This window comes from Nostoc sp. (assembly GCF_036918015.1).
In the GTDB taxonomy this organism is placed as follows: domain Bacteria; phylum Cyanobacteriota; class Cyanobacteriia; order Cyanobacteriales; family Nostocaceae; genus Nostoc.
Window position 1 is genome coordinate 207,490 of sequence record NZ_JBALEO010000009.1, and the last position, 25,048, is coordinate 232,537.

27 protein-coding genes are annotated in these 25,048 nt (G+C 41.6%); 11 read left to right on the forward strand and 16 right to left on the reverse strand.

Translation table 11 applies throughout. The features are described from left to right. The first annotated feature begins 48 nt into the window (after positions 1–48). Positions 49–261, forward strand: a complete 213-nt coding sequence (locus tag V7K61_RS02515) for a hypothetical protein (protein WP_335050630.1) — start codon at positions 49–51, stop codon at positions 259–261. Between the two features lie 106 nt (positions 262–367). On the opposite strand, the gene V7K61_RS02520 is transcribed toward V7K61_RS02515, so the two are convergent. Continuing rightward, on the reverse strand, positions 368–700 hold the full coding sequence (locus V7K61_RS02520) for a translation initiation factor (protein ID WP_335050632.1): 333 nt from the start codon (positions 698–700) through the stop codon (positions 368–370). Positions 701–795: 95 nt separating this feature from the next. Further along, positions 796–1,284, reverse strand: coding sequence for a hypothetical protein (locus tag V7K61_RS02525; RefSeq protein ID WP_335050634.1), 489 nt, complete (start codon positions 1,282–1,284; stop codon positions 796–798). A 338-nt stretch (positions 1,285–1,622) separates the two neighbouring features. Between V7K61_RS02525 and V7K61_RS02530 the strand changes: the two genes are divergently transcribed. From V7K61_RS02530 to V7K61_RS02540, 3 genes are all read left to right on the forward strand, one after another. Beyond that, complete coding sequence (locus V7K61_RS02530) at positions 1,623–2,267, forward strand: hypothetical protein (RefSeq protein ID WP_335050636.1); 645 nt, start codon at positions 1,623–1,625, stop codon at positions 2,265–2,267. Positions 2,268–2,331: 64 nt separating this feature from the next. Beyond that, complete coding sequence (locus V7K61_RS02535) at positions 2,332–4,203, forward strand: hypothetical protein (protein ID WP_099102923.1); 1,872 nt, start codon at positions 2,332–2,334, stop codon at positions 4,201–4,203. Between the two features lie 5 nt (positions 4,204–4,208). Next, positions 4,209–5,732, forward strand: a complete 1,524-nt coding sequence (locus tag V7K61_RS02540) for a DUF1802 family protein (protein WP_335050639.1) — start codon at positions 4,209–4,211, stop codon at positions 5,730–5,732. Between the two features lie 134 nt (positions 5,733–5,866). Here the strand turns inward: V7K61_RS02540 and V7K61_RS02545 are convergent, their stop codons facing one another. Both V7K61_RS02545 and V7K61_RS02550 read right to left on the reverse strand, forming a co-directional pair. After that, a complete protein-coding gene (locus V7K61_RS02545) occupies positions 5,867–6,187 on the reverse strand; it encodes an aspartyl protease (RefSeq protein ID WP_335050641.1) in 321 nt (106 codons plus the stop codon). Beyond that, positions 6,184–6,501 (reverse strand): hypothetical protein, encoded by a 318-nt coding sequence (locus tag V7K61_RS02550; protein ID WP_335050643.1) that lies wholly within the window; start codon positions 6,499–6,501, stop codon positions 6,184–6,186. Before V7K61_RS02550 ends, V7K61_RS02545 begins: the two co-directional genes overlap by 4 nt. Positions 6,502–6,978: 477 nt before the next feature. Here V7K61_RS02550 and V7K61_RS02555 point away from each other — a divergent pair, with 477 nt between their 5' ends. Beyond that, a complete protein-coding gene (locus V7K61_RS02555) occupies positions 6,979–7,638 on the forward strand; it encodes a Nif11-like leader peptide family natural product precursor (RefSeq protein WP_335050645.1) in 660 nt (219 codons plus the stop codon). Between the two features lie 222 nt (positions 7,639–7,860). On the opposite strand, the gene V7K61_RS02560 is transcribed toward V7K61_RS02555, so the two are convergent. The 3 genes from V7K61_RS02560 to V7K61_RS02570 all read right to left on the reverse strand — a co-directional run bounded on the left by V7K61_RS02560 (position 7,861) and on the right by V7K61_RS02570 (position 10,480). Continuing rightward, positions 7,861–9,447: a glucose-6-phosphate isomerase gene (locus V7K61_RS02560; protein WP_335050647.1), complete on the reverse strand. Its 1,587-nt coding sequence runs from the start codon at positions 9,445–9,447 to the stop codon at positions 7,861–7,863. Between the two features lie 296 nt (positions 9,448–9,743). Beyond that, positions 9,744–10,001 carry a cytotoxic translational repressor of toxin-antitoxin stability system gene (locus V7K61_RS02565; RefSeq protein ID WP_099102182.1) on the reverse strand — a complete coding sequence of 86 codons (258 nt, stop codon included), beginning with the start codon at positions 9,999–10,001 and terminating at the stop codon, positions 9,744–9,746. A 281-nt stretch (positions 10,002–10,282) separates the two neighbouring features. After that, positions 10,283–10,480, reverse strand: a complete 198-nt coding sequence (locus tag V7K61_RS02570; protein WP_099102181.1) for a hypothetical protein — start codon at positions 10,478–10,480, stop codon at positions 10,283–10,285. Positions 10,481–10,731: 251 nt separating this feature from the next. Here V7K61_RS02570 and V7K61_RS02575 point away from each other — a divergent pair, with 251 nt between their 5' ends. The 3 genes from V7K61_RS02575 (at position 10,732) to V7K61_RS02585 (ending at position 14,170) form a co-directional block, all read left to right on the forward strand. Further along, positions 10,732–11,865: a branched-chain amino acid ABC transporter permease gene (locus V7K61_RS02575; protein ID WP_099102180.1), complete on the forward strand. Its 1,134-nt coding sequence runs from the start codon at positions 10,732–10,734 to the stop codon at positions 11,863–11,865. Next, on the forward strand, positions 11,855–12,637 hold the full coding sequence (locus tag V7K61_RS02580; protein ID WP_335050650.1) for an ABC transporter ATP-binding protein: 783 nt from the start codon (positions 11,855–11,857) through the stop codon (positions 12,635–12,637). Before V7K61_RS02575 ends, V7K61_RS02580 begins: the two co-directional genes overlap by 11 nt. Before the next feature lie 192 nt (positions 12,638–12,829). After that, positions 12,830–14,170, forward strand: a complete 1,341-nt coding sequence (locus tag V7K61_RS02585; protein WP_335050652.1) for an IS4 family transposase — start codon at positions 12,830–12,832, stop codon at positions 14,168–14,170. A 62-nt stretch (positions 14,171–14,232) separates the two neighbouring features. Here the strand turns inward: V7K61_RS02585 and V7K61_RS02590 are convergent, their stop codons facing one another. The 4 genes from V7K61_RS02590 to V7K61_RS02605 form a co-directional block, all read right to left on the reverse strand. Then, positions 14,233–14,448 (reverse strand): NAD(P)H-quinone oxidoreductase subunit O, encoded by a 216-nt coding sequence (locus V7K61_RS02590; protein WP_292776191.1) that lies wholly within the window; start codon positions 14,446–14,448, stop codon positions 14,233–14,235. 86 nt (positions 14,449–14,534) lie between these two features. Continuing rightward, entirely contained in the window at positions 14,535–15,395 is an 861-nt protein-coding gene (locus V7K61_RS02595) for a DNA-formamidopyrimidine glycosylase (RefSeq protein ID WP_335050654.1), read from the reverse strand. 251 nt (positions 15,396–15,646) lie between these two features. Then, on the reverse strand, positions 15,647–15,862 hold the full coding sequence (locus V7K61_RS02600) for a photosystem I reaction center subunit IV (protein ID WP_094349537.1): 216 nt from the start codon (positions 15,860–15,862) through the stop codon (positions 15,647–15,649). Between the two features lie 287 nt (positions 15,863–16,149). Next, positions 16,150–16,734, reverse strand: a complete 585-nt coding sequence (locus V7K61_RS02605; protein ID WP_335050656.1) for a PAP/fibrillin family protein — start codon at positions 16,732–16,734, stop codon at positions 16,150–16,152. A 244-nt stretch (positions 16,735–16,978) separates the two neighbouring features. Between V7K61_RS02605 and V7K61_RS02610 the strand changes: the two genes are divergently transcribed. Together V7K61_RS02610 and mraY are read left to right on the forward strand one after the other, a co-directional pair. Then, a complete protein-coding gene (locus tag V7K61_RS02610; RefSeq protein WP_335050658.1) occupies positions 16,979–17,221 on the forward strand; it encodes a DUF3134 domain-containing protein in 243 nt (80 codons plus the stop codon). Positions 17,222–17,300: 79 nt separating this feature from the next. After that, complete coding sequence (gene mraY, locus V7K61_RS02615) at positions 17,301–18,392, forward strand: phospho-N-acetylmuramoyl-pentapeptide-transferase (RefSeq protein WP_335050660.1); 1,092 nt, start codon at positions 17,301–17,303, stop codon at positions 18,390–18,392. Between the two features lie 296 nt (positions 18,393–18,688). Here the strand turns inward: mraY and V7K61_RS02620 are convergent, their stop codons facing one another. The 5 genes from V7K61_RS02620 to V7K61_RS02640 all read right to left on the reverse strand — a co-directional run bounded on the left by V7K61_RS02620 (position 18,689) and on the right by V7K61_RS02640 (position 23,413). After that, positions 18,689–20,440: a sensor domain-containing diguanylate cyclase gene (locus V7K61_RS02620; protein ID WP_335050662.1), complete on the reverse strand. Its 1,752-nt coding sequence runs from the start codon at positions 20,438–20,440 to the stop codon at positions 18,689–18,691. Between the two features lie 142 nt (positions 20,441–20,582). Next, positions 20,583–21,086 (reverse strand): MogA/MoaB family molybdenum cofactor biosynthesis protein, encoded by a 504-nt coding sequence (locus tag V7K61_RS02625; protein ID WP_442936287.1) that lies wholly within the window; start codon positions 21,084–21,086, stop codon positions 20,583–20,585. Positions 21,087–21,180: 94 nt separating this feature from the next. Next, positions 21,181–21,522, reverse strand: coding sequence for a photosystem II reaction center protein Psb28 (gene psb28, locus V7K61_RS02630; RefSeq protein ID WP_335050664.1), 342 nt, complete (start codon positions 21,520–21,522; stop codon positions 21,181–21,183). Between the two features lie 103 nt (positions 21,523–21,625). After that, entirely contained in the window at positions 21,626–22,078 is a 453-nt protein-coding gene (gene dtd, locus V7K61_RS02635; protein ID WP_335050667.1) for a D-aminoacyl-tRNA deacylase, read from the reverse strand. A gap of 219 nt (positions 22,079–22,297) precedes the next feature. Continuing rightward, positions 22,298–23,413: a CobW family GTP-binding protein gene (locus V7K61_RS02640; RefSeq protein WP_334719497.1), complete on the reverse strand. Its 1,116-nt coding sequence runs from the start codon at positions 23,411–23,413 to the stop codon at positions 22,298–22,300. Positions 23,414–23,550: 137 nt separating this feature from the next. On the opposite strand from V7K61_RS02640, the gene cysS reads away from it, so the two are divergent. Further along, positions 23,551–24,996: a cysteine--tRNA ligase gene (cysS, locus tag V7K61_RS02645; protein ID WP_335050670.1), complete on the forward strand. Its 1,446-nt coding sequence runs from the start codon at positions 23,551–23,553 to the stop codon at positions 24,994–24,996. Positions 24,997–25,048: the final 52 nt, after the last annotated feature.

The window sequence follows — 25,048 nt, forward strand, 5'->3', positions numbered from 1 at the left end:
TAAGCTATTAGACCGGAAATTTATTTTTGAAGTAATAAGTAATAAATAATGAGTAATGAGTATTACTTATTACTCATTACTCATTTATTTCCGGGCGGGCATGGAAGCCAACAGATAAGCTATTTCCAGCTTAAGTTGACACCTATGAGCAATGCTGTGCCCTTACGACTTACTGATGAAGAAAGAGAGGCTTTGCATACTTCGGCTCAATCTGTGCATCAAGATATTGAGCGATCGCAAGAAATAATTCGTGATTTGTAGAAATAGCAGCAAAAATAAAAGGCAGCGGGATTAAAACCCGCTGCCTTATTTGTTATTCCAAAATTCATCACCCTATAAAAACCAATATCATCAGATTGGTTTGGCGTTAGCGGCGAGAATCCTGATCTGCGGGGTCGCCGTAGGGGTCTTCGCTGGCTGGACGGACATCACCAAACTCCCCTGTGTCTGCGGGGTCGCCGTAAGGGTCTTCGCTGGCTGGGCGAACATTGCTGTAAGATGCCGGGTCTGCGGGGTCGCCGTAGGGATCTTCGCTGGCTGGGCGAACATTGCTGTAAGATGCCGGGTCTGCGGGGTCGCCGTAGGGATCTTCGCTGGCTGGACGTACATTGCGATCGCGCAATTTGGCATCTTCTTCAGCTTGATCGCTGTTCGACCCCAAAAGCAAATCTTTCGCCTTTCGGAAAAATTCATCTACCATAATCTGTCTCCTGATTTAAGTTCGTGTTTCCGACGTGCGCGATCGGCGTTATCCTCCGGGAAACCCGCTTTCTTCTTTACACACGCTTCGCTGATCTAGAGTGCCGGAGCTGCGGATGAAGTTATACCAGTGAGATCGCGACCTGTGGTACTCCGGTTATAGCCTTGGAATTCCCGATACTTTTGTGCTTCAGATTCTGGTACTCGAATTCCTTCTGCTGGTGGCGTTACCCAATGAGCGCGTTTTTCAGCATCACGGTAGTATACACGCCCATTCTTGGAAAGATAGTATTTACCTTGCGCTCCTTCTTGTGAAGCATTTTTATGCTGGTTGTAGAGGTAATAAAGTCCAGCTGCTCCTGCCAAAAGCGCTACTTTCTGCCCTGTACCCAATCCTTTCTTGGCTTCGGGTTGGTTTGTGCGATCGCTCACTGTTCTACCAATGGTGTCATCTACTGGTGGTGGCACATTAGCTTTTTGGGAACCGCCTCCGCAGCTACTCAGCAAGGGCACCATTAGCAATGCCGAAAGCAGCACTGCAAATAGACGCGAAACTATTTTACGTTCTTTATATATTGTGTTCATTGGATTTCGTTCTCACCTGTATTTGCTAAAAGTCTTGCTGTTGCAAAAACAAAGTTGGAATTCTTGTTATTTCGCTGGGAATTGAAAAAACATATACCACTCAATTTACAACTGCACAGCTAGAGCGTTTCTCTATGATGATCGTCGATTTTCTCAAGCATTCCATCCCGCCTTTGAGAGAAACTGCATTCATCCCAAGGAAATATATTGTTGATTTTTGATGAGTCTATTTAGCTAAAACGCCAAAATCTTCAGCAATTTCTCGGTTATTTTTTCTGCATAAATAACTTAGAAAGATACAGCTACTATGATGCTTTTTGTCAAAAAATATACTCAATATGACATCAAAAAATACTAGTACTCGTCTTCTTTTGGCTTTGTGGGATTTGGGAGGAACGCAGCAGGAAGTTAAGAAAGGTCAGCTTACCAAGCGAATTGTATCCAAAAGCCAGAAGGTAGCAGATTATCAGGGCATATTCGAGGAATTACAGAAAGAGGGTGCGATCGCAATTTCCAAAAAGGGATATTCTCTGACATCTGGCAAGGGTTTAGAGGTATTGCGTGAGGGTTTGAGAAGTAGCGATTTTAAGTTTGAAGGGACGATTGTTGGAACTTGGGCGGCGAATGCGTTGTTGCGGTGGATTAGTCAGATTGATGTTGCGGTAGTTGGTGCAGATGTACCAGTTAATGGAAAGGGTGCGATCGCATCTTACGACGAGTTTAAGTCAGTGGCGTTGGAAGTCTACGACAAGTTGAACCAAAACTACAACCTAGATGATCTTGTGCCAATTTATCGCATCAGGAGAGAAATAGGCGATCGGGTTAGTCGTACAGAGTTCAGTGAGTGGTTGCTGGAAATGCAGGAGAAAGATATTTTACAACTTCAAGGTGGAAGTTTACCAGATAACGACCCAGCCAAACTTGAAGACTCAGTAACTACTGAAGTCAGCGGACTCCGTTGCTATGCCAAACTCTTAAACTAATCCACCAATTTTCGTAATTTTTGCTAATTCTCTCCTAGCCCTCATACACAACTAGTTCAAATCTATGTCTAACGATTTAATTAATGTTATCAGCAAAAACAACCCATTTCAGGGACGCTTAGTAGTTAGAGATCAGAATGTTTGGGGACAAGGTTTTCCTGATGTACCATCTTTAAATTCTCATGCTTCTGATGCTATTTATGACGCGGTTGAAAAAGTTCGTAGCGGACAAAGGAAAGTAGTTGGTATTACAATTACAGCAGAAAGAGGTTTAGGAAAAAGCCATGTTATCGGAAGAATTCGCCATCAGTTACAAGTTGATGGGAGCGCTTTATTTGTTTACATGAGTCAGTGCAATAACCTAAACCGGATCAAAGCAGAATTCTTAACTACTCTAGCCAATAGTCTTAAACAAATAGGTAGTCAAGATGTTAGTCAATGGCAGTACTTAGCAACAGCTTTAATTAATGAAGCTTTCAACAAAAACTATACAGCCCAACAGCTAATAAATCAATTTCCTGGGGCATTAGTCAAAAATCCCAAGGTGGTTGAAGTTTTACGAGATAAGGTGCTTAGTATCAAGCCTGATCTAGAGAATCCTGATATTATCACAGCGATTTTATGGACACTATGTCCTGATCCAGCTTATGAAATTTTTGCTATTAGATGGCTTGCTGGTAACAGCCTACCACAGGTCAAAGCAGATGCAATGGGTTTAGCTAATGTTAGTGCAGATGATAAAGAGGCTGAATCCTTCACTACGGCACGGCAAATCCTCAACTTAATTGGTGATTACAAACCAATAGTAGTTTGTTTTGATGAAATGGAAACTGACCACTGTAATGAAATAGGATATACTGGACGACAAGTAACTGCCATTTTTGCTAAAGACTTATGCGACAAAATTAAACGTGGCGTTTTACTAACTTCTATTTTTCCTGATCAGTGGATCAATGAAGTTAAAAGATTAGGAAATGCTGATTCAGTTGTAGATAGAATTGGAGAGCAAGTTATTGAACTGAAGTATCTCAATTCTGATGATGTTATTAATTTAGTTTCTCGATGGCTTGAAGAGTTTTATCAAGAAAATGGGTTAACACCTCCTCATGAACTTTACCCATTTGATGAACAGAAGCTAAGAGCTTTAGGTAAAGAAAGGCCAATAGTTAGAAAAGTTTTGAAATGGTGTGCTGACAATTTTAAACTTCCTGGTGATAGCGGAGGAATAGGCTTAGATATACACCCTGTAGAACCTGCTTATAATCAACAAATATCGGCTTTAGAAACTACCATACAAGATTACATGGAAGAGAAAGCAACTCTTGCTCAAGCACTCCGATTAGGATTTAGTGCAGTCATTGGTGAAACTATAGAGAATGTACAAATTGAAAAAGTTGTCGATGTTCAAGTAAAAGCTGTTGATAGAGGATATCTTGATTTTAAAATTGTTGGCAAGGAAAACGGTAAAGATGTCAAAATTGCCGTAGCTGTTCTGCAAGAGTCTGGGGGCTTGTTTGTGCAAGCTACATTGAAACGGTTAACTCGCTACAAAGATTTTGATTTAACTCGTGGTTGTTTAGTTCGATCTAAACAAATTAATAAAGGTGCTGCTAGAGCGCAAGAGTATTTAAGTGAGCTTTTGTCAGCTGAATTAGGTGGTGAATGGGTATTATTAAAACCTGAAGACATAAAACCACTTTTAGCATTACATTTTGTCATGAAAGGTCGTGAGAATGATGAGTTAAGCGAAGACCAAATTATTGATTTTATTCGGAAAAAGCGGATAGCAATTGATAATTATCTTATATGTGAAATTCTCAGCGATCCATCAGGACAAGTTCCTGAAGATGCAATTGATGAAGAAAATGAAAGTGGTAATATCACCTTAACAGAAGCTGCAAATGTAGTAAGTGCTGCCTCAGATGACTTATTCTAGGAATAATGATTAATACAGCTTTACGTTTACCAGCACCAGAAATTGAGGCGTTGTTGCAAGGAAGAATAATTGCAGTAATGCCTAATAAATTTATTACTCCGGGGCGAGAATTTGCCCTTTGTCCAGCAGATGCGTCAATTAATTTACTACCAGTTGAACAGTACTATCGCTCAAATTTCTTACCTATTGCCCAAAGTACATTCGCACAACTAAATAGTCAGGGTGTTTTAATACAGCCTCAGCAAATGAGCTTGCTTTCAGATGAGGAACAGTTAAAACTATCCCTTTTAGCTTATGAAACAGTCTTAGTTAAAGCCTGGGCGAACTGCGAACTGTGCCAAATTATAAACAATGCTGAATCTTTAGTTGCTTTATCACACCTAACTATTTGGACAAAAAAAGGTTTACAGGAAATATTAACGCAAAGACATAATATTTTTCTCGCATATCTGCGAGTATATCAGTTGCCTAAATCAATTGAAGTTGCGATCAAATCGAATAGTCTGTTTATTTCATTACCACAGTCTCTCAATGTTTCTGAAGAAAAGCCAGTATTAAACGATCGCACCTTTGCCCAACGCAAACGCCAATTAGAAAAGCTAGAACCCGCGCTGCATCCTGAATTAGAAGAATTGCAGAGTGCGATCGCACCGCTAACCATTAGCCAACCAGCAGCGAAACAATTAGACGACGATATCAAAGTATTCTTAGGTTGGAGTAGTAATCACTCTAATCAAAAATTTGATTCAGATTTAGTCTGGATTAAGAAGATTGCTAATGTAGGAAATTCTAGTGATGGTAATGAATTTGAGAGACTAGTTCGTAGAAGTTTGATAAAACTAGGATTTTCTTGTTCTAACACTAATTCTAAAGCAAACCTAGACCCTGACAAATTAGGAGGCGCTGGAGGTGTAGATTTTTATTGTGAGTATCCTTATCCAGTAGTAGGAGAATGTAAAGCTACCAAAAGTGAAAATGTTCCCAGTAAAACACCGGGACAATTAATACAATTAGGCAAAAATCATCTTCAAGAAAAATATGATAGTTGCCTCAAGATAATTGTGGCTGCTGGTGAATTAACTCCTGATGCCCTCCTAACTACTAGAAATAATCAAATGAATGTAATTCGTCCTGAAACACTACAAAAACTAGTTGAATTGCAAGCACACTACAAAAACTCTATTAACTTGTTAGAACTAAAAGAGTGTTTGCAACAAGCTCCTTTTGGTTTAGCTGAAGATAAAATTAATACTTATATTGATAAAGTTGAACAATCTATAAGGTTGCGATCGCACATTATCCAGCTTGTCAAAAACTATTTAGAAAACTCAGGTATAGAATCTGCTGGTGTTGAATCTCTACATGGTGCGTATTTTGGCTCAAATCCGCCACAGCCAATAAAAACACCAGAAATGCACGAAATTCTGATTGAACTTTCTTCACCATTAACAGGATATTTGGGACGAATTAAAGGTAGTGATTGGAAGAGCGATCGCTTTTACTTTCTCCGCGATTTACTCGTTAACTAAAGATAGTACAATATATCTCTTTTCTTCTCTCTGCGTTCTCTGCGTCTTGGCGGTTCGTTTAAAAATAACTGAAGTGTGTAGGCGTAGCCAGCCGTAGGTATCGCTTTTACTTTGTGGGTGATTGAGCAATCGCTTTACGCAGTTTTTCTCGCATCTGAACCTAACAAAACTTCAGTAATTTCATCCCCTGCATAAATAGGAATTTCATACTCTTGTTCATTTAATATCAACTTACCTGAATAGATTTTAAATAAGGTTTCACCCTGTGCAGTTCGCAAAGTTTCCTTACCAATATAAGCCCAGTCCAGGCTATCTAAATCTTGTTTGTTAATAGCCAAAAAGCCTGTGAAACCGGTATCTAACATGGCATCCACAGGCAAATTTAATCCATCATAAGCTATTAACTCAATTTCAAAAAATAGTTGCCCTTTTTCCCCGAATTTACCCTGAATCATATTGTACCAGTTGTTCCAGTTTCATTGAGACAAAAAACACAGTGGTCAGTATTTGGGTATTTTTCAAGGGCTTTTTTATGAGCTTGCATTTTATCCACATCAATCAAATAATCTCCACTATTTGGCTCCACAGCAATATACCAACCATAGTGTTCCTGAATAAAATCGGGACGTACACGGTCAAAAATTTCCCGACAGCGATGATAAAATACTTCATCTTCAGCTTTGCGTCTAGCAAGCTCTTCTGGTGGTAAAGTGCGTTCTGGAAAGATTCTACCTCGACGTGCAGGTTGTTTTGCAGTTGATTCGGTCATAATAATTAACCCTATTTGTTAATCCTGTCTTAACTTTATTTTACAGAAAGATAAAGGCGATCGCTTTTACTTTCTCCGCGATTTACCTATTAACTAAAAATAGTAAAATATATCTCTTTTCTTAGCTTCGCGCTCTTCGCGTACTTTGCGGTTCGTTTAAAAATAACTGAAGTGCAGGTTTTGTGCAGTTGATTCATTCATGAATAATTAATACTATCTATTGACTTAATTCTATTTTATGATAATCAATAATGAGCGTAATCGTAGCCCACTGCAACTATCGCAATCTTTCATCTTTTTCTCAGTATATATTATTCATGGTGATAAACTTTACAGAAACTTCATACTTAGCCACTGTGTAACTTCATTTACATGATATAAGAGTTTAGTACTGTCGAAGAAACACATTATACTTACTACACTGGTGTTCATTAATCACAAATCCCTAACAAGTTGAAAACTTAGGCAAAATGACCCATGTATTATCAAATTTGGAATTTCTTTCTTAAAGAAGATAAATACATTTATTGGAAAGAAAAAATAAAAGTTAACAAAAACTTTGACAAAGTTACATGGCAAAAAATTATTGATTTCTTGTCATTAGTAGAGCAAACTTTCCAGTTAAAAAGTCAACTAGCAGAAACTGATAGCCTTGAGCCGTTTCTCAAGTTAGCAACAGAAAACGGTTACAATTTGACCGCAGAAGAACTTGCCTGGTTTCTAGTTACGAGAAGACAGATTTGGGATCTTTTTGATTTTGCACAAAAAACGCCATCTCTCAAAGAAGAATTGCTAATAGCTAAAGATCCGCAGCAGTTCATCGACATCGCTGCCGAAAATGGCTATTACTTTTCTGTAGATGAGTTAGCTTGGTTGTTAATTGAAATCAAATCATCGTCAGATTTAGTATCTATTAACAACAGCGTTGGAGAGATTCTCACGGTATCAAGCTACGGCAGAATTGAGACAGGATACTGGATTTGGCTAGCAGAACACTGGGGAATTGTGCCACCATTTTGTCATCGAGATAAACCCAGCACTTTCTTATGTCAAAATCTCAACAATCCTTTTTTACCCGATCGCTGTTTTTTACCCAAGAGTTACTTTAATCAACGCCTGATGGCAATTCATAATTAAAATAATTCGTAGTTAGGCAAAGGAAGAGAAGAAAGCAATACTTAGACGAAACGGTATTGAGTGATAAAACTTAACTACGAATTACAAATTACGAATTACGAATTACGAATTATACAGTGAAGCATCCTAGACAGAAGATATATCTTCTATTTAGGATGCTTCACAATAAAAAACTGTTGTCTCAACAATTCTGGACAAAATCTGAGATTTAGATTAGAGCTATCAGCTAGCAGAAACGGTCAAACTACCGGGTTTCTGAAGATCGCCTTGTAAAACTACACCCCGCTGATTGGCATGGATGTGACGCAAAATCTTGTAAATTGCCTCAACTTGGTCTGATGCGCCTGCCTTCTCGGCGAGTTCGTCAAGAGTAAGGGGAGTTTTTTCTTTTTGTAGCACTGCTACTACTCGTGTTTGTAAATCGAGAATGGAGGCGGCAGCTTTTTTGCCAGCTTCTACACCTGGTTGATGGTAGGCGTTGACGTTGACCAAACTAGCATATAAACCAACAGCACGTTCGTACAAAGCAATTAATGCCCCTACAATTCGGGGATTAACTTGGGGAATCGTGACTGTAATTGAATCGCGGTGATTTTCATAAAGCGCTTGTCGGGTTCCTTGGAGAAAACCGGAAAGATAATCGCCTGATGTAACTCCTGGATCTATTTCAGTGGATGGGCCTTGACGATCTTCCAACACTTCGATGAAGGTAGCAAAGAAATTCGCTACACCCTCGCGTAACTGCTGGACATAAGCGTGTTGATCTGTTGAGCCTTTGTTACCGTAAACGGCGATACCTTGATGGACAACGTTGCCGTCTAAGTCTTTTTCCTTACCTAAGGATTCCATCACCAGCTGTTGCAAATAGCGACTGAATAAAAATAAGCTGTCCTTGTAAGGTAGAACAACCATATCTTTTTCGCCCTTTCCGTTACCTGCAAAGTACCAAGACAAAGCAAGCAAGGCTGCTGGGTTATTTTTCACATCTGGGACGCGGGTAGCGTCATCCATCTCTTTGGCACCATCTAGGATGGCGCGAACATCAATGCCTTGTAATGCGGCTGGTACTAGCCCCACAGCAGACATTTCTGAGGTGCGTCCGCCTACCCAGTCATACATCGGAAATCTCGCCAGCCAGCCTTCATCTTTGGCTAGTTTATCGAGGTTGCTATCAACGCTGGTAATTGCTACCGCATATTGGGCAAATTCCAAATTGTGTCCGGCGTAGGCTTTTTTAACTTCAATCATGCCGTTGCGAGGTTCCGGCGTTCCCCCAGATTTGGAGATTACCAAAACCAAAGTGCTGGCGAGGCTATTTCGGAGATGATTGATAACGCGATCGATACCTGCGGGATCGTTGTTATCGATAAAGTGAAGTTTCAGGGGTGGGAAATCAGGAGCGAGAGCTTCCGCGACGAATTGGGGGCCGAGAGCGGAACCACCAATGCCGATGGAGATAATATCCGTGAAGCGGCTTGCTCTGGGAGGATGAATAGCACCTGTTTGGACTTTTTCCGCAAAGGCTTCGATTAGTTCTAGGGTTTGGACTATTTCTTGTGTAAGTTCTGGAGCTGGCGCTAAATCAGGATTTCGCAGCCAGTAGTGTCCAACCATGCGGTTCTCGTCGGGATTTGCGATCGCACCCTTCTCTAGTTCAGCCATATCCGCAAACGCCTTGTCAAACTTCGGCTGCAACGATTCCACAAAGGCATCATCGAACCGTATCCGACTCACGTCTAAGTACAGCCCCAATCCCTCGTGGAAATATAACCAGTTTTGGTATCGTTGCCAAAGTGCCCTAGCATCCATAGGGAAATCTCAAATAAAGTGTTTTTCAAAAACCAGTTTAATGTAAGGTTATAGCGATCCCTGCCTAGCCTTATACAGTTTACAGTTTTCAGTGTTCCCTTGACCGTGCCAATTTTAGATTTTAGACTTCGGCTACGCTCAGTCGAACGATTTTAGATTTTAGATTAAAAATCATTTCGGTTGATGCCCCACACTTCTTTACCAGACGCCACCGCGAACGTGCCAAGAAAGCGAACGTGGGTGGAACAAATCCAAAATCCGCAATTCCAAAATCCAAAATTGATTGACTCCTCACTTTAAACATCTGGCATAGGGATGACACGCAGAAATTTCACAATTTCACCCCTGATTTCTATACCAATCAGATAATTATCTAGGGTGAAGCGGTGAAAAATGCCTTCACTATCAAGCTGTCGCAGTTCTTTTAAATCAGTCAGTTGCCACTTTTGGGCTAACTCAATAAAAACAAAATCATGCACCCGCTCGTAGGCGGCAGGTTCTAAATTCTTCAGGTCTAGCAAAAAAGACCTGGCATAGCGCATTTCCAGACTCACTGGGCGTTACCTTCACCAAAACTTGAGGGACCAAAGAGTGCTGAGTTGAAAGTGCTGAGTGCTGAGTCAAGAACCAGTACTAAGACTTACAATTCAGTATATGGATCTAAATCCTCTGACTTTAGTTCTAAATAATAAATAAATTTCTTCCTAATCCTAACTAATCCCTTAGTTTTAACTATGGGCTACTACTGGGCACTCAGCACTCAGCACTCAGCACTCAGCACTCAGCACTCAGCACTCAGCACTCAGCACTCAGCACTACTAAAAGCGCTGCTGAATCAGAAAAACATCAACAGTCTTACCGCTTCTTCATGGGTTAAGATATCCCACGGTTGCTGCGATCGCTTGACTTTTTGTATCGCTTTGAGCATATAAAAGTCATAATATAAACCTTCCAGAACGTTCCAAATATCTTGCAAATCGTCATCGCCTAACTGCTCGATTAAGTGATGCATTCTAAGTCGCAGCAAATTCATACGTAAATTATTCCCTACCAGCAAATACCAACAATAAATAGTATTCCCATAAAATTAGCTCCGCTCAAGCTACGCTAAAATTTATTCGCCCGGCGAGGAGGGCAGGGAGGCAGCACTTCGGCTACGCTCAGTGGCTCAGTGACCGAGCGGCAGGGGGGCAGGGGGGCAGGGGAGCAGGGGAGCAGGGGAGGATAATTAATGACAAATGACCAATGACAAATGACAAATGACAAATGACCAAATAATTTAATATGGTTGACTATCTCATTTTCTTAGCAATTTCTACAGCACTTTTTGCTCTATTCGCACTAGGACTGAATTTACAGTGGGGCTTTACGGGCTTAATTAACTTTGGTCATATTGCTTTCATGACTCTGGGAGCATATACAACGGTATTGTTAAGTTTAAAGGGCGTACCCCTACTTGTATCGGCACTGGCTGGGGCAATTGTCGCAGCCTTATTGGGTTTGATAATTGGTTTTGTAACTCTCCGCTTACGAGAAGATTATCTAGGAATTGTCACCATTGGTACGGGCGAATTAATTCGTTTGGTGGTAAACAATCAGGAATTACCTGTGGGTGACACTTGGATTTCTGGGGCGTTTGGTGTCCAAAGTTATCCCATACCCCTATCCACTGAGCCAAGCTTGTTTGTCAGATTAATAATGATTGGGCTTTTAACGCTGCTGGCTGCTGTAACTTTCTTTACTTTGTGGCAATGGATTCGTACCACTCAAATATCTCGGACTACTGATTTAGGCAAAAGGACGACTAGCAAGCAAGAATTTATATCCCGCTTGGGTGTGGGAATTGTCTTAGCAGTTTTGGCGGCAGCGATTTATATTTCTGGGGTAATCGGACTGTATAACTACAACCCAAAAGCAGGTTTAATGCTGGTGTTGCTGCTGGTTTTAGCATTTGTATACTGGCGCTTAGAAATTTTGGTGCGATCGCCTTGGGGTAGAATTCTCAAAGCTATCCGCGAAGATGAAGAAATTCCCAAGGCGCTAGGAAAAAATGTCTTTTGGTATAAATTACAATCTCTCATGCTTGGAGGTGCGATCGCGGGTATCGCTGGTGCTTTCTTCGCTTGGCAACTCAGCGCCATTTACCCCGATAATTTTCAACCGCAGATCACCTTTGACACTTGGATTATGGTGATTTTAGGCGGTTCTGGGAATAATGTTGGCACAATTGTAGGTGCGGTAATTTTCTTTGCTTACGATGCGCTGACGCGAGAAGTCTTACCCAGAATCGTTTCTCTTGATGAAGCACGTTTGGGTGCATTTCGGATCATGGTAATCGGATTAATTTTGATGGTACTGATGATTTGGCGTCCTCAAGGTATCTTAGGGAAAAAAGAGGAACTCACCCTTGGTAAATAACTATTCATCCCCACTTCCCCTTTTGGCAGCCACGGGACTTTCTAAAAGCTTTGGTGGTGTCAAAGCAGTTAATGAGGCCAGAATCGAAGTTGCTAAAGGCAGTATTACGGGCTTGATTGGCCCCAATGGTGCTGGTAAAACTACTTTATTTAACTTACTCTCAAACTTCATTCGCCCTGATAAAGGACGAGTAATTTTTGACGGCGAACCGATTCACAATTTACAACCATATCAAATCGCCCAGCAGGGAGTAATCCGCACTTTTCAGGTTGCACGAACTCTCTCGCGGTTGTCGGTGTTAGAAAATATGCTGCTGGCGGCGCAAAAACAAACGGGTGAAAATTTTTGGCAGGTGCAGTTGCAACCGCACATTGTCGCTAAGGAAGAAAAGCAACTGCAAGAGCGAGCAATGTACCTATTAGAATCAGTGGGCTTGGCAAAAAAAGCACACGATTACGCTGGTTGCTTGTCTGGTGGACAACGCAAGCTGCTAGAAATGGGACGGGCGCTGATGACGAATCCCAAGTTAATTTTGTTGGATGAACCAGCTGCTGGGGTGAATCCGAAACTGATTGATGATATTTGCGATCGCATTATCACTTGGAACCGCCAAGATGGGATGACCTTTTTGATTATCGAACACAATATGGATGTAGTTATGTCCTTGTGCGATCGCGTTTGGGTACTTGCCGAAGGACAGAATTTGGCTGACGGTACACCCGCAGAAATTCAAAGCAATCCCAAAGTTCTAGAAGCGTATTTAGGGAAATAATAATATGGTTTGAAGTTTCGACTGAATATTGGGTAATAGATAAGATAAAAACATCTAATTTGCATAATCAAATTAAACATAACTCTTGTGAGGTGGGCATCTTGCCATTGGTGTCAAGTTAAGAAAAAAGGAGACTTGTCAAGTGGGTAAAACTTAATGGCTAAACTCAACACAAGGGTGTTGATTTGAGCCATGAGTAAGCCACGTAAAAAACAAGGGAATCCAGATTTTCGACATCGGGTAAGTTGCCCAGCCCCAACAACTCAAGAGATAGAATCACGATTGATTGAACTGGTAACTCCAGGGACATTTGCCAATCTCAAAGATGTAAAAGACAAACAGCGGAATTTGCGTAGGCGCAGCCCGCCTTCGGCATCGCGGGTACTAACGCTACCAGTGATGGCAGCAATAGTACTGAGTTTGGTGTATCGACAAATAAATTATTTAACAGATGTACTGCGTTGCTTGGAGGTAGAAGGATTGTTGTGGGTAGAGGCAATTTGTGTGAGTCGGCAAGCCCTATCTCAACGGCTAGAAAGCTTACCAGCACATTTGTTTATCAAGCTGTTTGAGCAAGTGATAGAGCGTCTAGCAGCTAAAAAAAGTAAAAATGAAATAGCACCTCTTTGGGCATCAGTAGCAGAAGAGTTCAGTACAGTATGGATTGCGGATGCATCAACTCTAGAAGCAGTCAAAAAACATTTGGGGCAACTGCAACAAAAAACAGGCGCAGTTTTAGGTGGGAAGATGCTAATGGTTGTGGAAGCATTTAGCCATCGCCCAGTTGCAGCGTTTTTTGATGCTGATGCCAAACGCAACGAAACCAAATGGTGGCAAGAAATAACACAAGGCTTGCCAGTGGGTGGTTTACTGATTACAGATATGGGCTTTTATGGGTTTGAGTGGTTTGATAGCCTAACTGAAGCCAGAAAATATGTTTTAACTAGACAAAAAGCCAAGGTGCGCTATCAAGTAGTACGCTGCCTTTCGAGTAGTTCTCATTACAAAGATGAAATTATTCAAATGGGACTCAACCATACTGATCCTTGTCGTTATCCAATGCGCCAAGTGTCAGTACTCTGGAGTAAAACTTGGTATCATTATTTGACTAATGTCCTTGACCCACAACAGCTTTCACCACAGCAAGTCTGTGATTTGTATCGCCGACGTTGGAAAATTGAGGATGCATTTTTACTCACAAAACGGTTGTTGGGTTTATCTTACCTTTGGGTTGGTGGTATTAATGGCGTACAGATGCAAGTTTATGCCACTTGGATTTTTTACGCAGTACTCAATGATTTGTCTGCTGATGTTGCTATAGCTTTGCAACAGCCTATTGAACGTATTTCTGTGGAAATGGTTTTTCGCAGTTTGTATTTTTTTCACCGCGCACTTTTACAAAACCCACAACTACAACTTATTCCTTGGTTAGTTGAGCATCAACGCTCTATGGGACTAGTTAAGGCAGTGCGTCAGCGACACCGACGCAACGCCGCAACCTCACTTGACATTTGGGCATCTGCCTTAACTTGACACCTATGACAAGATGTCCACCCCACAAGAGTTAATGGGATATTTTTTTATGTGGAAGTCCCTTATTTAAACTCTTCGAGTTGATCCACACGTAACCAAATATTAGGTGTTGGCACTTTCCCAAACTTAATCAGGGCGTAATCACCTTTGATATCGACAATTTCGCCCTTGGTTTCAAACAAATAAGAAGGAAAGCGAGGATCGCTGGCTTTAGCCTCCAGGCTGTTTTCTAGTTTTTCGCGCACAGCGCGAACCATATCTCCTTTTTTGACTGCCATGAGTTCCTCTCTCAAATTTGTAACGTCTTTTACCTGCATTTTAAAAGAGTTTCGAGTTAGAACTCCTAACTCTTTTAAAGACGCGATTAATCGCGTCTCCTAACTCCCCCTGGCGTTTGACACTGGGAGCAAAAATGACTAGATCGCCCAGCTAACCTGATCCGTTGAATTGATGTACCACAAACTCGACAGGGTTCTCCAGCGCGGTTATAAACCCAGGCTACACCACCATAATTGCCATTAGTACCTTTAACATTTAAGAAATTACTAAATGTCGTACCACCAGCCTCAATACTGGTTTCTAACACTTGAATTATGGCTGTTCGCAAAAGTTCAATTTGCTTTAGCTGCAAATCTATACACAAGGTTTCAGGTAAAATGCCACTCTTAAATAATGCTTCATCAGCATAGATGTTACCTAATCCCGCCACCACCGATTGATCCAGTAGCGCAGTCTTAATTGGACGGCGGCGGTTTTGGAGTTTGCTTGCTAGATATTCAACAGTAAATTCGGGTGAAAATGGATCTGCTGCCAGTTTTGCCAAACCAGTCATAATACTTTCTACAGCAACACCAGGCGGAACCCACCATATTTTACCGAAGGTTCGCTGGTCAACAAAACGTAATTCCTGCTGATCCCCAAAGAATAATCTAACCCGCGTGTGCTTATGTAATGGTTCATCTCGATGCAGCCATAATAGTTGACCGGTCATTCGCAAATGAACTCCTAGCCAGCCGGAAGACGAGGAGAGTTCGGCGAGGAGATATTTACCGCGACGATGCCAAGTAGCGATCGCATTTTCTTCAATTCCATTAACAAACTCACCAACAGAAAACGGGTAGGCGATGGTGCGATCGAGCAACACATCTCCACCCGTGATTTCTTGATTGAGGGTCAATTGATTTAGACCCCTTCGGACTGTTTCAACTTCAGGCAGTTCGGGCATTCAAGCTGAGTTAAGCAGGCAATTGTGATTTATTTGAGGGTTCGAGCTAGAAGAGATGGGGTAGTAACTTACATAGCCGTAGATGGCTCGTATTACTACCCATAAGAAACCGTAAATACCCGCAGGGCGGCTCTCGTAGATTAGGATAGGCTAGGACAAAGAATGAATGAACTGAAATTTTCAGACTTCATACTTCAGACTTAACACTACCCTTCATCATCGCATCAAACAACCCCCTTGTAGCTTTGCTGCTATTTTTTCGGTGCTTTAGCCTTTGGTGCTTCAACCTCGACTAATTCATCCTGGGCAAAGTTGTTGGTATTGATACCAGAGTAATTGACCTTTTCAAAGCGGACAATTACAGGGTATTTTATGCCGCTTTGGTCAATGGAAGCCACAGTTCCTAGATCCTGAAACCAGTAGGATTCAGGGCGGAGAATACGTACTTTAGAACCACGTTGAACCATGATTATTTTCCCTTTTAGTTATCAATCGCCAATCTAGAGGGCTAATTGATTTCACTCTACAACCTCAAGGTCGCAGTAAGAGTCTTTGTTAAGTTATTTGTCTGAATTGGGGGCTAGGGACTGGGGATTGGGGACTGGGGATTGAATATTAGTTATTCTTTCTTCCTTATCTCCCCTCATCTCCCCAATCGCATAGCACATCCAAAATTGCAAAAGGTATTAGATCCTACTTGACAAGGTAGACGTTATAGCGTACCTTCATTCGCAAAGAACTATTTTGTAAAAGCTTATGTTTTAGTTAAGACAAACACACTTCCCTCGTTACCTCTGTTGATCCGTAAGTCGTTATCTATATAAGTGATATCTAACCAGCCTTGCTGTTTGTCACTCTTGATGGCAAAATCAATTCCGGGAAATTTTCTACCTTCTTCAATTTGTTGGATAAAAGTTACCGGAGAATTGTATTCTATTAAACGTTGTAAGCCGATAATAGAACGCTCAAATTTTACTTGGACACGCCGACCTGAAACTGGCTCAAATTTAGCAGCAACGCTGACTAATCCTTCTAAAAAAGGTAAGCCATAAATCTCAGCTATGTTGTAAACACTGGTAGTCTCTACCCGGATACACTGATAGATTTGACCCAGTTTGCATAAAGGTAGACGATCTAAGTTTAAAAGAGCCTTGCTAGTGGTGTATAGTAATCGCCAATTGCCATCTAGCAAATTACTAGCTTCCACCGGACGGGGTGTAGGATTAAAGTCTTCTAAATTGGCGATCGCTGCTAAGATAGCCTGTTTCTGTTCTTCGGTCGCCAGTAGACCGCGATTTGTACCAGCGATCGCATCCATAAGAGCCGCTTTTCCCATCATCGCCTGTCACCTCAAAAATCACTCACTTTCCATCAGCATAAACAAGATATTAATGACATATATGTAGAGCCATAAAAATTACTAAGAATCGCTTGACTTAAGCCTTATGCTTATTAAATAAAAAAATTTCTATCTGAATGCGGATTTATCAACTAAAGGGTTGAAAAGATAACTAAATTAATCCGTCTCAAGTGATAGACTCTAAATGTCAACTTACGTAAACCTTTTCTTGACCTGACTCGATATGTTGAACTCTCCATTACGTGAAGTGGCTCGTAACCAACGAGCCGATGTCATCCCCCTAAAACCAGAGTCCTCTTTGTTGGACTGGTTACAAAATAATGGTCGTATCATCGCCCGTGACGTTCACGAACCGGATTTTCAAGCTGACGAAGAAGGAATAGACTCCCTAATGGGTGTAGATGATGGAATTGGCTACGACCTCGATGATGATGACGATGATGATATAGGAATCGCTGAGAATTAGCCTTTTCAGGCTAGGGACTTGGTAGTATCCCTAGTTACTAGTATTCAATTTTATAAGTGTGGAGTGAAGGGAAACTTCTGTGGACGCTAAATTATCTCCTGAGCAAGGATTAAACATTTCTGGAATCGCTCTAGCCTCTTTATTAGCCGTAGGGCTAGGTACAACAGCATTTTTCTTGGATTCGATGGCCAATCGGCTACCGTGGCAAAGTATGTCACTAACTCTGCCACTACTGTTGTGTGCGTTGGGTTCAGGTGTGGTTGGCTATTGGGTAATACCTTTACTTCAAGCACTTAAAACTGGACAAATAATTCGCGAAGATGGGCCTCAAGCTCATCTAAAAAAGGCAGGCACTCCCACAATGGGCGGTATATTTTTTATACCTGTATCTGTGCTGATTGCCTGTATATTGTCTAACTTTTCTAAAGAGGTGCTTGCAGTTTCGGCTTTGACAATCAGCTATGGATTGATTGGCTGGCTCGACGATTGGCAAATTCTGCGCCGGAAATCAAATAAAGGTATATCTCCCCGCACAAAACTAGCTTTGCAGGTGAGTTTTGCGGCTGTGTTTTGTCTATGGCTGATGTTTAATCAACCTTCTAATATTACAAATATTGCGTTGCCTTGGGTGAGCTTCACACTACCATTAGGATTCCTATTTTGGCCTTTAGCAGGTTTTGTGCTAGTTGCAGAAAGTAATGCGACTAATTTAACAGATGGTATTGATGGCTTGGCAGCAGGAACAGTAGCGATCGCACTTTTGGCATTAGGTGCTTTAGTCGCCCCAACAGCACCAGGATTGATGGTTTTCTGTGCTGCTTTAAGTGGCGGGTGTTTAGGTTTCTTAGCCCATAATCGCAACCCAGCCCGCGTTTTCATGGGAGATACTGGTTCCCTGGCACTGGGAGGAGCTTTAGCTGCTGTAGCACTATTAACAAACACTTTAGTCGGTCTGTTTATTCTCAGTGGTATTTTCTTCGTAGAAACCCTTTCGGTGATGGCACAGGTAAGTTATTACAAAGCCACGAAAGGCCCGGATGGCAAAGGCAAACGTCTCTTCAAAATGGCACCTTTGCACCATCATTTGGAACTTACGGGCTGGTCAGAATTGCAAGTTGTTGGAGTGTTTTATATAATCGCAGCGATTTTGGCTACTATCTGTTTAGCGTAGGCGCAGCCCGCTGCAGGCATCGCTCCATTCTGAATGTTTTAAAAACTGCTTGGATATAAAAAACAACTCCCACATCTTCAGGGAGTTGTTTTTTTATAGGGTAAATTTATGATTTCCACAGTCATTGCACCCCACCCCGCCTGCGGGGAGGGGAGACAAAGCATAGCTTTGGCGGGGTGGGGTTCTTCAGGTTTAATAAGTAATCTAGCGGACATGATATCAATCTAAAATCTAAAATCTAAAATCTAAAATCTAAAATTGTTTGACCGCTTGCGGTGTTCTGAATTCTTTATTCTTCAATTATAGGTATTTATATATTCCCTAACTCGATTCTTCCCTGTTCGCTTTGCCTCAAGCATCGCTTGATTTGCTCGATTCAGAAAATCTTTAACCGTAATCCCTGGTTCTGATACAGCTATTCCAAAAGAAGCGGTGATGCTTTGGAGGATCTGATCGCCGTCCTTCAATTGCATTTTTTCAATATCTAGCCTTAATTGTTCTACTCGCTTTCTGAGCGTTTCCAGTGTCATATTAGGCATCACAAGCACAAATTCTTCACCACCCCATCTGCAAGCAATGTCAAAGGAGCGAATAGATTTTAACAGTAACTTTGCTAATCCCTGGAGAACAATGTTGGCAGTCACATGGCCATAGCGCGAGTTGTAAGACTTGAAGTTATCGATATCAAGAAAAATAATACTAAGAGGTTGTCCCGAACGTTCAGCTTCAGCTAGCCTTTGTTCCGTTATGCTTTGCATATAGCTTTGATTGAATAGTTGGGTCATCCCATCCCGCAAGCTATCATGGGTTAGACGTTGTTTTATCGATAGATTATTCAGTGCAATGCCTAATGTTCTAGCAATAATCTCAGAAGTTTGTTGAATTTCTGGACTGATTTCTTCAGGTGCATAGATGTGTAAAATCCCAACTACTTCGCCTTGTCCAAACAATGGAACGCACAAATGTGCGCCGCTAACTGGCTCTATTAAGTGACTGCAAATTAATCCTGAATTCCGAGGCGATAAAAGGTTTAATTTTCCTCTCCGCAATGCCCAACAATCAGATAGTGAAAATATTTCTTTACTGCTTCTTTCACCTCCCCAAATACTATTAATCTGAACATAATTCTTGGAATTAGAAATTATACAGACACAACCACTCATATTAGGAAATAGCTTGGAACAAGTTAAAGCGACTACTTGATACACTTCATCTTTAGACTCGCAGGAATAAAGCATATCCGTCATATCTGAGAGATATATAAGTTCTCGTTTTTTTGCCTCTAATTCTAGTGTTTTTTCTTCTAGCTGTTGATTTAGGTCAGTGAGCGATCGCTGTGCTTCTATGGATTCTGTAATATCGATACTGATCCCACCGATACGGTAAGCGCCCGTTGCATAGTCACTAAACGGAAACTTAAATGATAGCCAGTAGCACGGCTGATTATTACCAGGTACTTTTACCTCTTCAATTAGCTTCAAGGGACGTAGAGTTTTCAAAACAACTCGATCGTTCTCCATAACCCGCTGCCCCTCTTCTGGATCTGGCAAGAATTCGCTATCCGTCTTACCCAACCATTCTTGTGAATCTACTGAAAATATAGACTGTATTTCCTGGTTGTAATAAAGCACTCTAGATTGCTCATCTTTGATATATGCTCCAAATGGCCCCTGATCTAGGAATAGCTGTTGCATTTGCTGGCTGCGTTGAAGTTTGCGAGTATCTTCTTGAGATTTGGCGATCGCCTCTACAATTTGATAAGCGGTTGGCATCAGGTAGAGTAAGGCAGATAAGGAAATAAACGCCATTACATCAAGTACGCCTAAATGCAGCAGGGACACTGCCATATATGGCTCAAAGATCGCCAAAAAGTGATGAAATCCGCAAAATAGTACGAATCCACCCGATAAGAAAAAGGCTAGCCAAAACTTAGAAGGGATAGTTGCCTTAGTTTTGGCAAAGAAAACCCCTATTATTATGGGGATACCAAAGTATGAAAATGCAGTGATGCTGTGAGCAATTATGCAATTCCAGTAAATAGGTTCCATTACTGATCTGATATTAATATTTCATCCGTTTGACTATAATTCTAGGTAGCCTCAATATGTAACGATAGAAAGGATGATTTCAGTGCCTCATGCCTTAGTTTTACAAAAATTATCATGGTAACTATGTGAACTGCTGCTCATTTCACCCCTTACCAACCTGACTTACCAAGTGAGTGAGTTCGGGTAAAATGAGTTTTTCCATCGCCAGTCTTACAGCATTACTGGAACCAGGAAGCGAGAAAATTAATTTATTTTGATAAACACCAGCAACAGCGCGAGAAGCGATCGCCCGCGAACCAATTTCTTGATAACTTAAAAAACGAAATAACTCACCAAATCCCGGCAAGGTTTTCTCCAGTAACTTCTCAATGGCATCGTAGGTTGTATCTCTTGGTGCAATACCTGTACCACCATTGAAAATTACAGCATCCAAATTTGAGCTTTTGCTCAGATTTACTATCTGCCCTTGAATTTGTGTTGGTTCATCTTTGATAATCGTGTAGGCTCCGATAGCATGGTTAGCACTAAGGAGTAACTGCTGAATTAGCTGGCCACTTTTGTCTGTTTCCAAAGTGCGCGTATCGCTGACAGTAACTACAGCACAAGTTACTATAACTTCAGGCGAGTCTGGATGGGGTTGTGGCATTATATGTCACTCATGAACTTTTAATAATGGATAATTGGGCATGGTAAATGGCGCATTGACAGTTACCGATGCCCTATGGCCTATGCCTTATGACCTATGCCTCATTTTTACTCAGTCCCAGATCGTTTTCTTCAGCATACCGCTCCATGAAGCGCATAAAGCGCTCCCATTCTTGGGCAGATTTCATTACATAAAGTGCTTCTAATTCTTCCGGTTTCCCGTTAACAAATTTAGCCTTAACTTCACGGGTAATTATTTCGCCTTCTTCGTCAATCAAGTACATTCCGGTAATATCTTCGGTAGTACCTTGATCTAAAATTTTCGGATTTGTAAAAATAAAGGTCGCTGTACCACTGTCCCCAGTGCGCGATCGCGTCAAGCGCACATCTGGAGTTACTTCTTCGTCAAGACCTCTAGAAAACTGGATTTTCGCCATGATGAATGAATTTAAACTTTTGTGATGGTTAATTTAATATTCTCTCATCAATTAGAACACCACGGTCTAGAGGCTGCTGTTATTCATTTTTTAGTGTATATACTTAAATTGCTTCTTTTTCAAGTAACAAAGTTACGGGCCCATCGTTTTCAATTGTAACTTGCATCATTGCACCAAATTGACCTGTTTCCACCTGCAAACCGCTAGCTTTTAATTTGGTAACAAAACGATTATACAAATCTTTTGCTGACTGAGGAGCGGCTGAACGGTCAAAAGAAGGACGGCGACCTTTGCGACAGTCACCGTAAAGGGTAAACTGACTGACTACTAACAAATCGCCGCCAATTTCTTGTACAGATTTTTGCCAGCGATCGTCTCCTTCTTCGTCAGGAAACAACCGCAATTCTAAGCACTTACGCACCATCCAGTCGATTTCAACATCAGTGTCGGTATTCGCAATACCCACGAGTAAATTTAGCCCCCGCCCAACTTTCCCGACAATTTCACCATTAACTGTAACTTGAGATGATTTGACTCGCTGGATAACAACGCGCATTTTAATCTAAAGGTTTATCAACGTTTCAATTTTAGAGCGATGTCTACGACGGTCACTGAGCGCAGCCGAAGTGCGGGCTACGCCTACGCTATTCTCTCATTTTCATTGCTCAAAATTGATGGCGGAGCCATTAGGAATGCATTCCCAGGTGGAACCTGGGAACGAGTATTAAACTTTTAACTCTTGTACAGACGCGATTAATCGCGTCTCTCCTAACTTTTATTTGCCAAAGCCTTTACCGCGAGAGGTTGAAGGTAGACAAATGCATTTTTCAAGTTGACTAATTAAAGCCTCACGATCCAAATTTTGACCAATCAGCACTAGTTGGTTTTTCAATTGACCTTTCCATTCATCATCATCCAACGTAAAGCGTTTACCACAAAGGTGGAAAATATGACGCTTCGGACTTTCATCAAACCACATAATCCCCTTGGCTCGGAAGATATTTGAGGGTAGCTGGTTATCTAAGAAATACTGAAACTTCCTAATAGAAAAAGGCTTGTCACTTTGGAAAGAGATGGAAGTAAAACCATCATTTTCTAAATGGTCAGAATGATGGTGATCGTGGTGATCGTGGTCATGGTCGTGATGATCGTGACCGCATGTTGAGTGATCGTGATCGTCATGATGATCGTGATGTTCATGATCGTGATGGTCGTGTTCATCCACCACTGTGTCAAAATATTTATCTGACTCAAACAGACCAACACTCAGAATTAAAGGAAGTGGGACTTGCGATCGCGTAGCACGGATTATTCTTGCTCCTTCCTTGACTTCGTTAATTTTTCTTTCTAACTCGTTCAAAGTGGCTTCATCAACCAAATCTGCTTTGTTCAGCACAATTACATCGCCATAGGCAATTTGGCTGTATGCTGCCTCAGAGTTAAATAAATCTAGGCTGTAATTAGCCGCGTCTACCACGGTAATAATCGAATCCAAGCGGGTTAAATCCCGCAATTCGGTGCCCAAGAATGTTAAAGCTACTGGTAGCGGATCTGCCAATCCAGTTGTTTCCACTACTAGATAGTCTAGATTTTCTTGGCGTTCTAAAACTTTGTAAACTGCATCTACCAAATCATTATTAATAGTGCAGCAAATACAACCATTATTTAGCTCCACCATGTTCTCGCCAGTGGAAACAATTAGCTCGTTGTCGATGCCAATTTCGCCAAATTCATTCACGAGAACAGCGGTTTTTAAACCCTGTTGGTTGTTGAGGATATGATTGAGTAAAGTCGTCTTGCCACTACCGAGAAAACCCGTAATAATTGTTACTGGCATTCCTTGTTTAGGCGTATCCATTGCGGAAGATTCGGGTGTAACTGCTGATTGCATAGCGCTGTTATCAAATAGTCAAAAAATAGTAATGTAGCGCAGATAGTCCAGAAAACACTAGCATAGGGATGCTGGACTGTCATCCCAGCTGCTTTACCCTATTATTACGTATCTCCTTATTTCAGCATTACTCTGTTATGACCCTAACCCTTTACAATACCCTCACCCGTCGTCAAGAACCGTTTGAAACAGTCGAACCAGGCAAGGTTAAGATGTATTACTGCGGTGTGACGGTATACGACTACTGCCATTTGGGTCATGCGAGAGCTTGCATTGTTTGGGACGTAGTACGCCGATACCTCCAGTTTATCGGTTATGAAGTCCGATATATCCAAAATTTTACTGATATTGATGACAAGATTCTGAATCGAGCCTGTGTTGAACATTCATCAATGGAAGCTGTAGCCGATCGCTTTATCAAAGCATATTTTGAGGATATGGCGCGGCTCGGGATCAAAGAAGCTGATGAATATCCCCGTGCTACCCACACGATGAATGGCATTCAACGGTTAATTCATGAGTTGGAAAATAAAGGTTTTGCTTACCCCTCTGACGGTGATGTGTATTACGCAGTACGGCAGTTTGCTGAGTATGGCAAGCTTTCGGGACGCAAGTTAGAAGATATGCAAGCCGGGAAAAGCGATCGCGTCAATGTAGATGATGCAGAGTATCAGAGAAAAAAAGACCCCTTCGATTTTGCTCTATGGAAAGCAGCAAGATCAGGAGAGCCAGCTTGGGATTCACCTTGGGGTGCAGGTCGTCCAGGGTGGCATATAGAATGCTCGGCAATGGTGCGCGATCGCTTGGGTGATACCATAGATATTCATGCTGGTGGTGCTGACTTAATTTTTCCCCACCATGAAAACGAAATTGCCCAATCTGAGGCTGTAACCGGAAAACCCCTAGCGCGTTACTGGTTACATAACGGCATGGTAAAGGTAGATGGTGAAAAAATGTCCAAATCTTTGGGCAACTTTACCACTATTCGAGAATTGCTGGATCGAGGATTTGACCCGATGGCAGTACGGTTGTTCGTGCTGACTGCTCAATATCGTACACCCATAGATTTTACCGACGAAGCGATCGCCGCAGCAACCAATGGTTGGCACACCATTAGAGAAGGGTTATTGTTTGGCTACCAATACGGTAAAAAACTAGGCTGGGGAGTGGGAACTGCTTCACTACTCGCTGAAACTGTTGAACGCTTTCAAGAAACCGTAAATAACGACTTTAATTTTCCTGGTGGGTTAACAGTGCTGTTTGAATTAGCGAAAGAACTGCGCCGTGAGGGAAATATTATTGTGCATGAAGGGAAAACCGAAACATCAGCAGATGAGTTACAGCGTCAATGGCAAACTCTTGTCATATTAGCTGGAGTCTTGGGTTTAGAAGCCGAGATAGAAGCCGAAACTCAAACAAGTAATGGTTTAAGCGATGCGGAAATTGAGGCGAAAATTCAGCAAAGGCAAGAAGCACGTATTGCCAAGAATTTTGCCGAAAGCGATCGCATTCGTGACGAACTTCAAGCACAAGGTATTACGCTAATTGATAGTCGTGATGGCACGCGCTGGCACCGAAATTAGAGGACAGTGGGGAGTAGGGAGAAAATTCCCCATTCCCCATTCCCCATTCCTT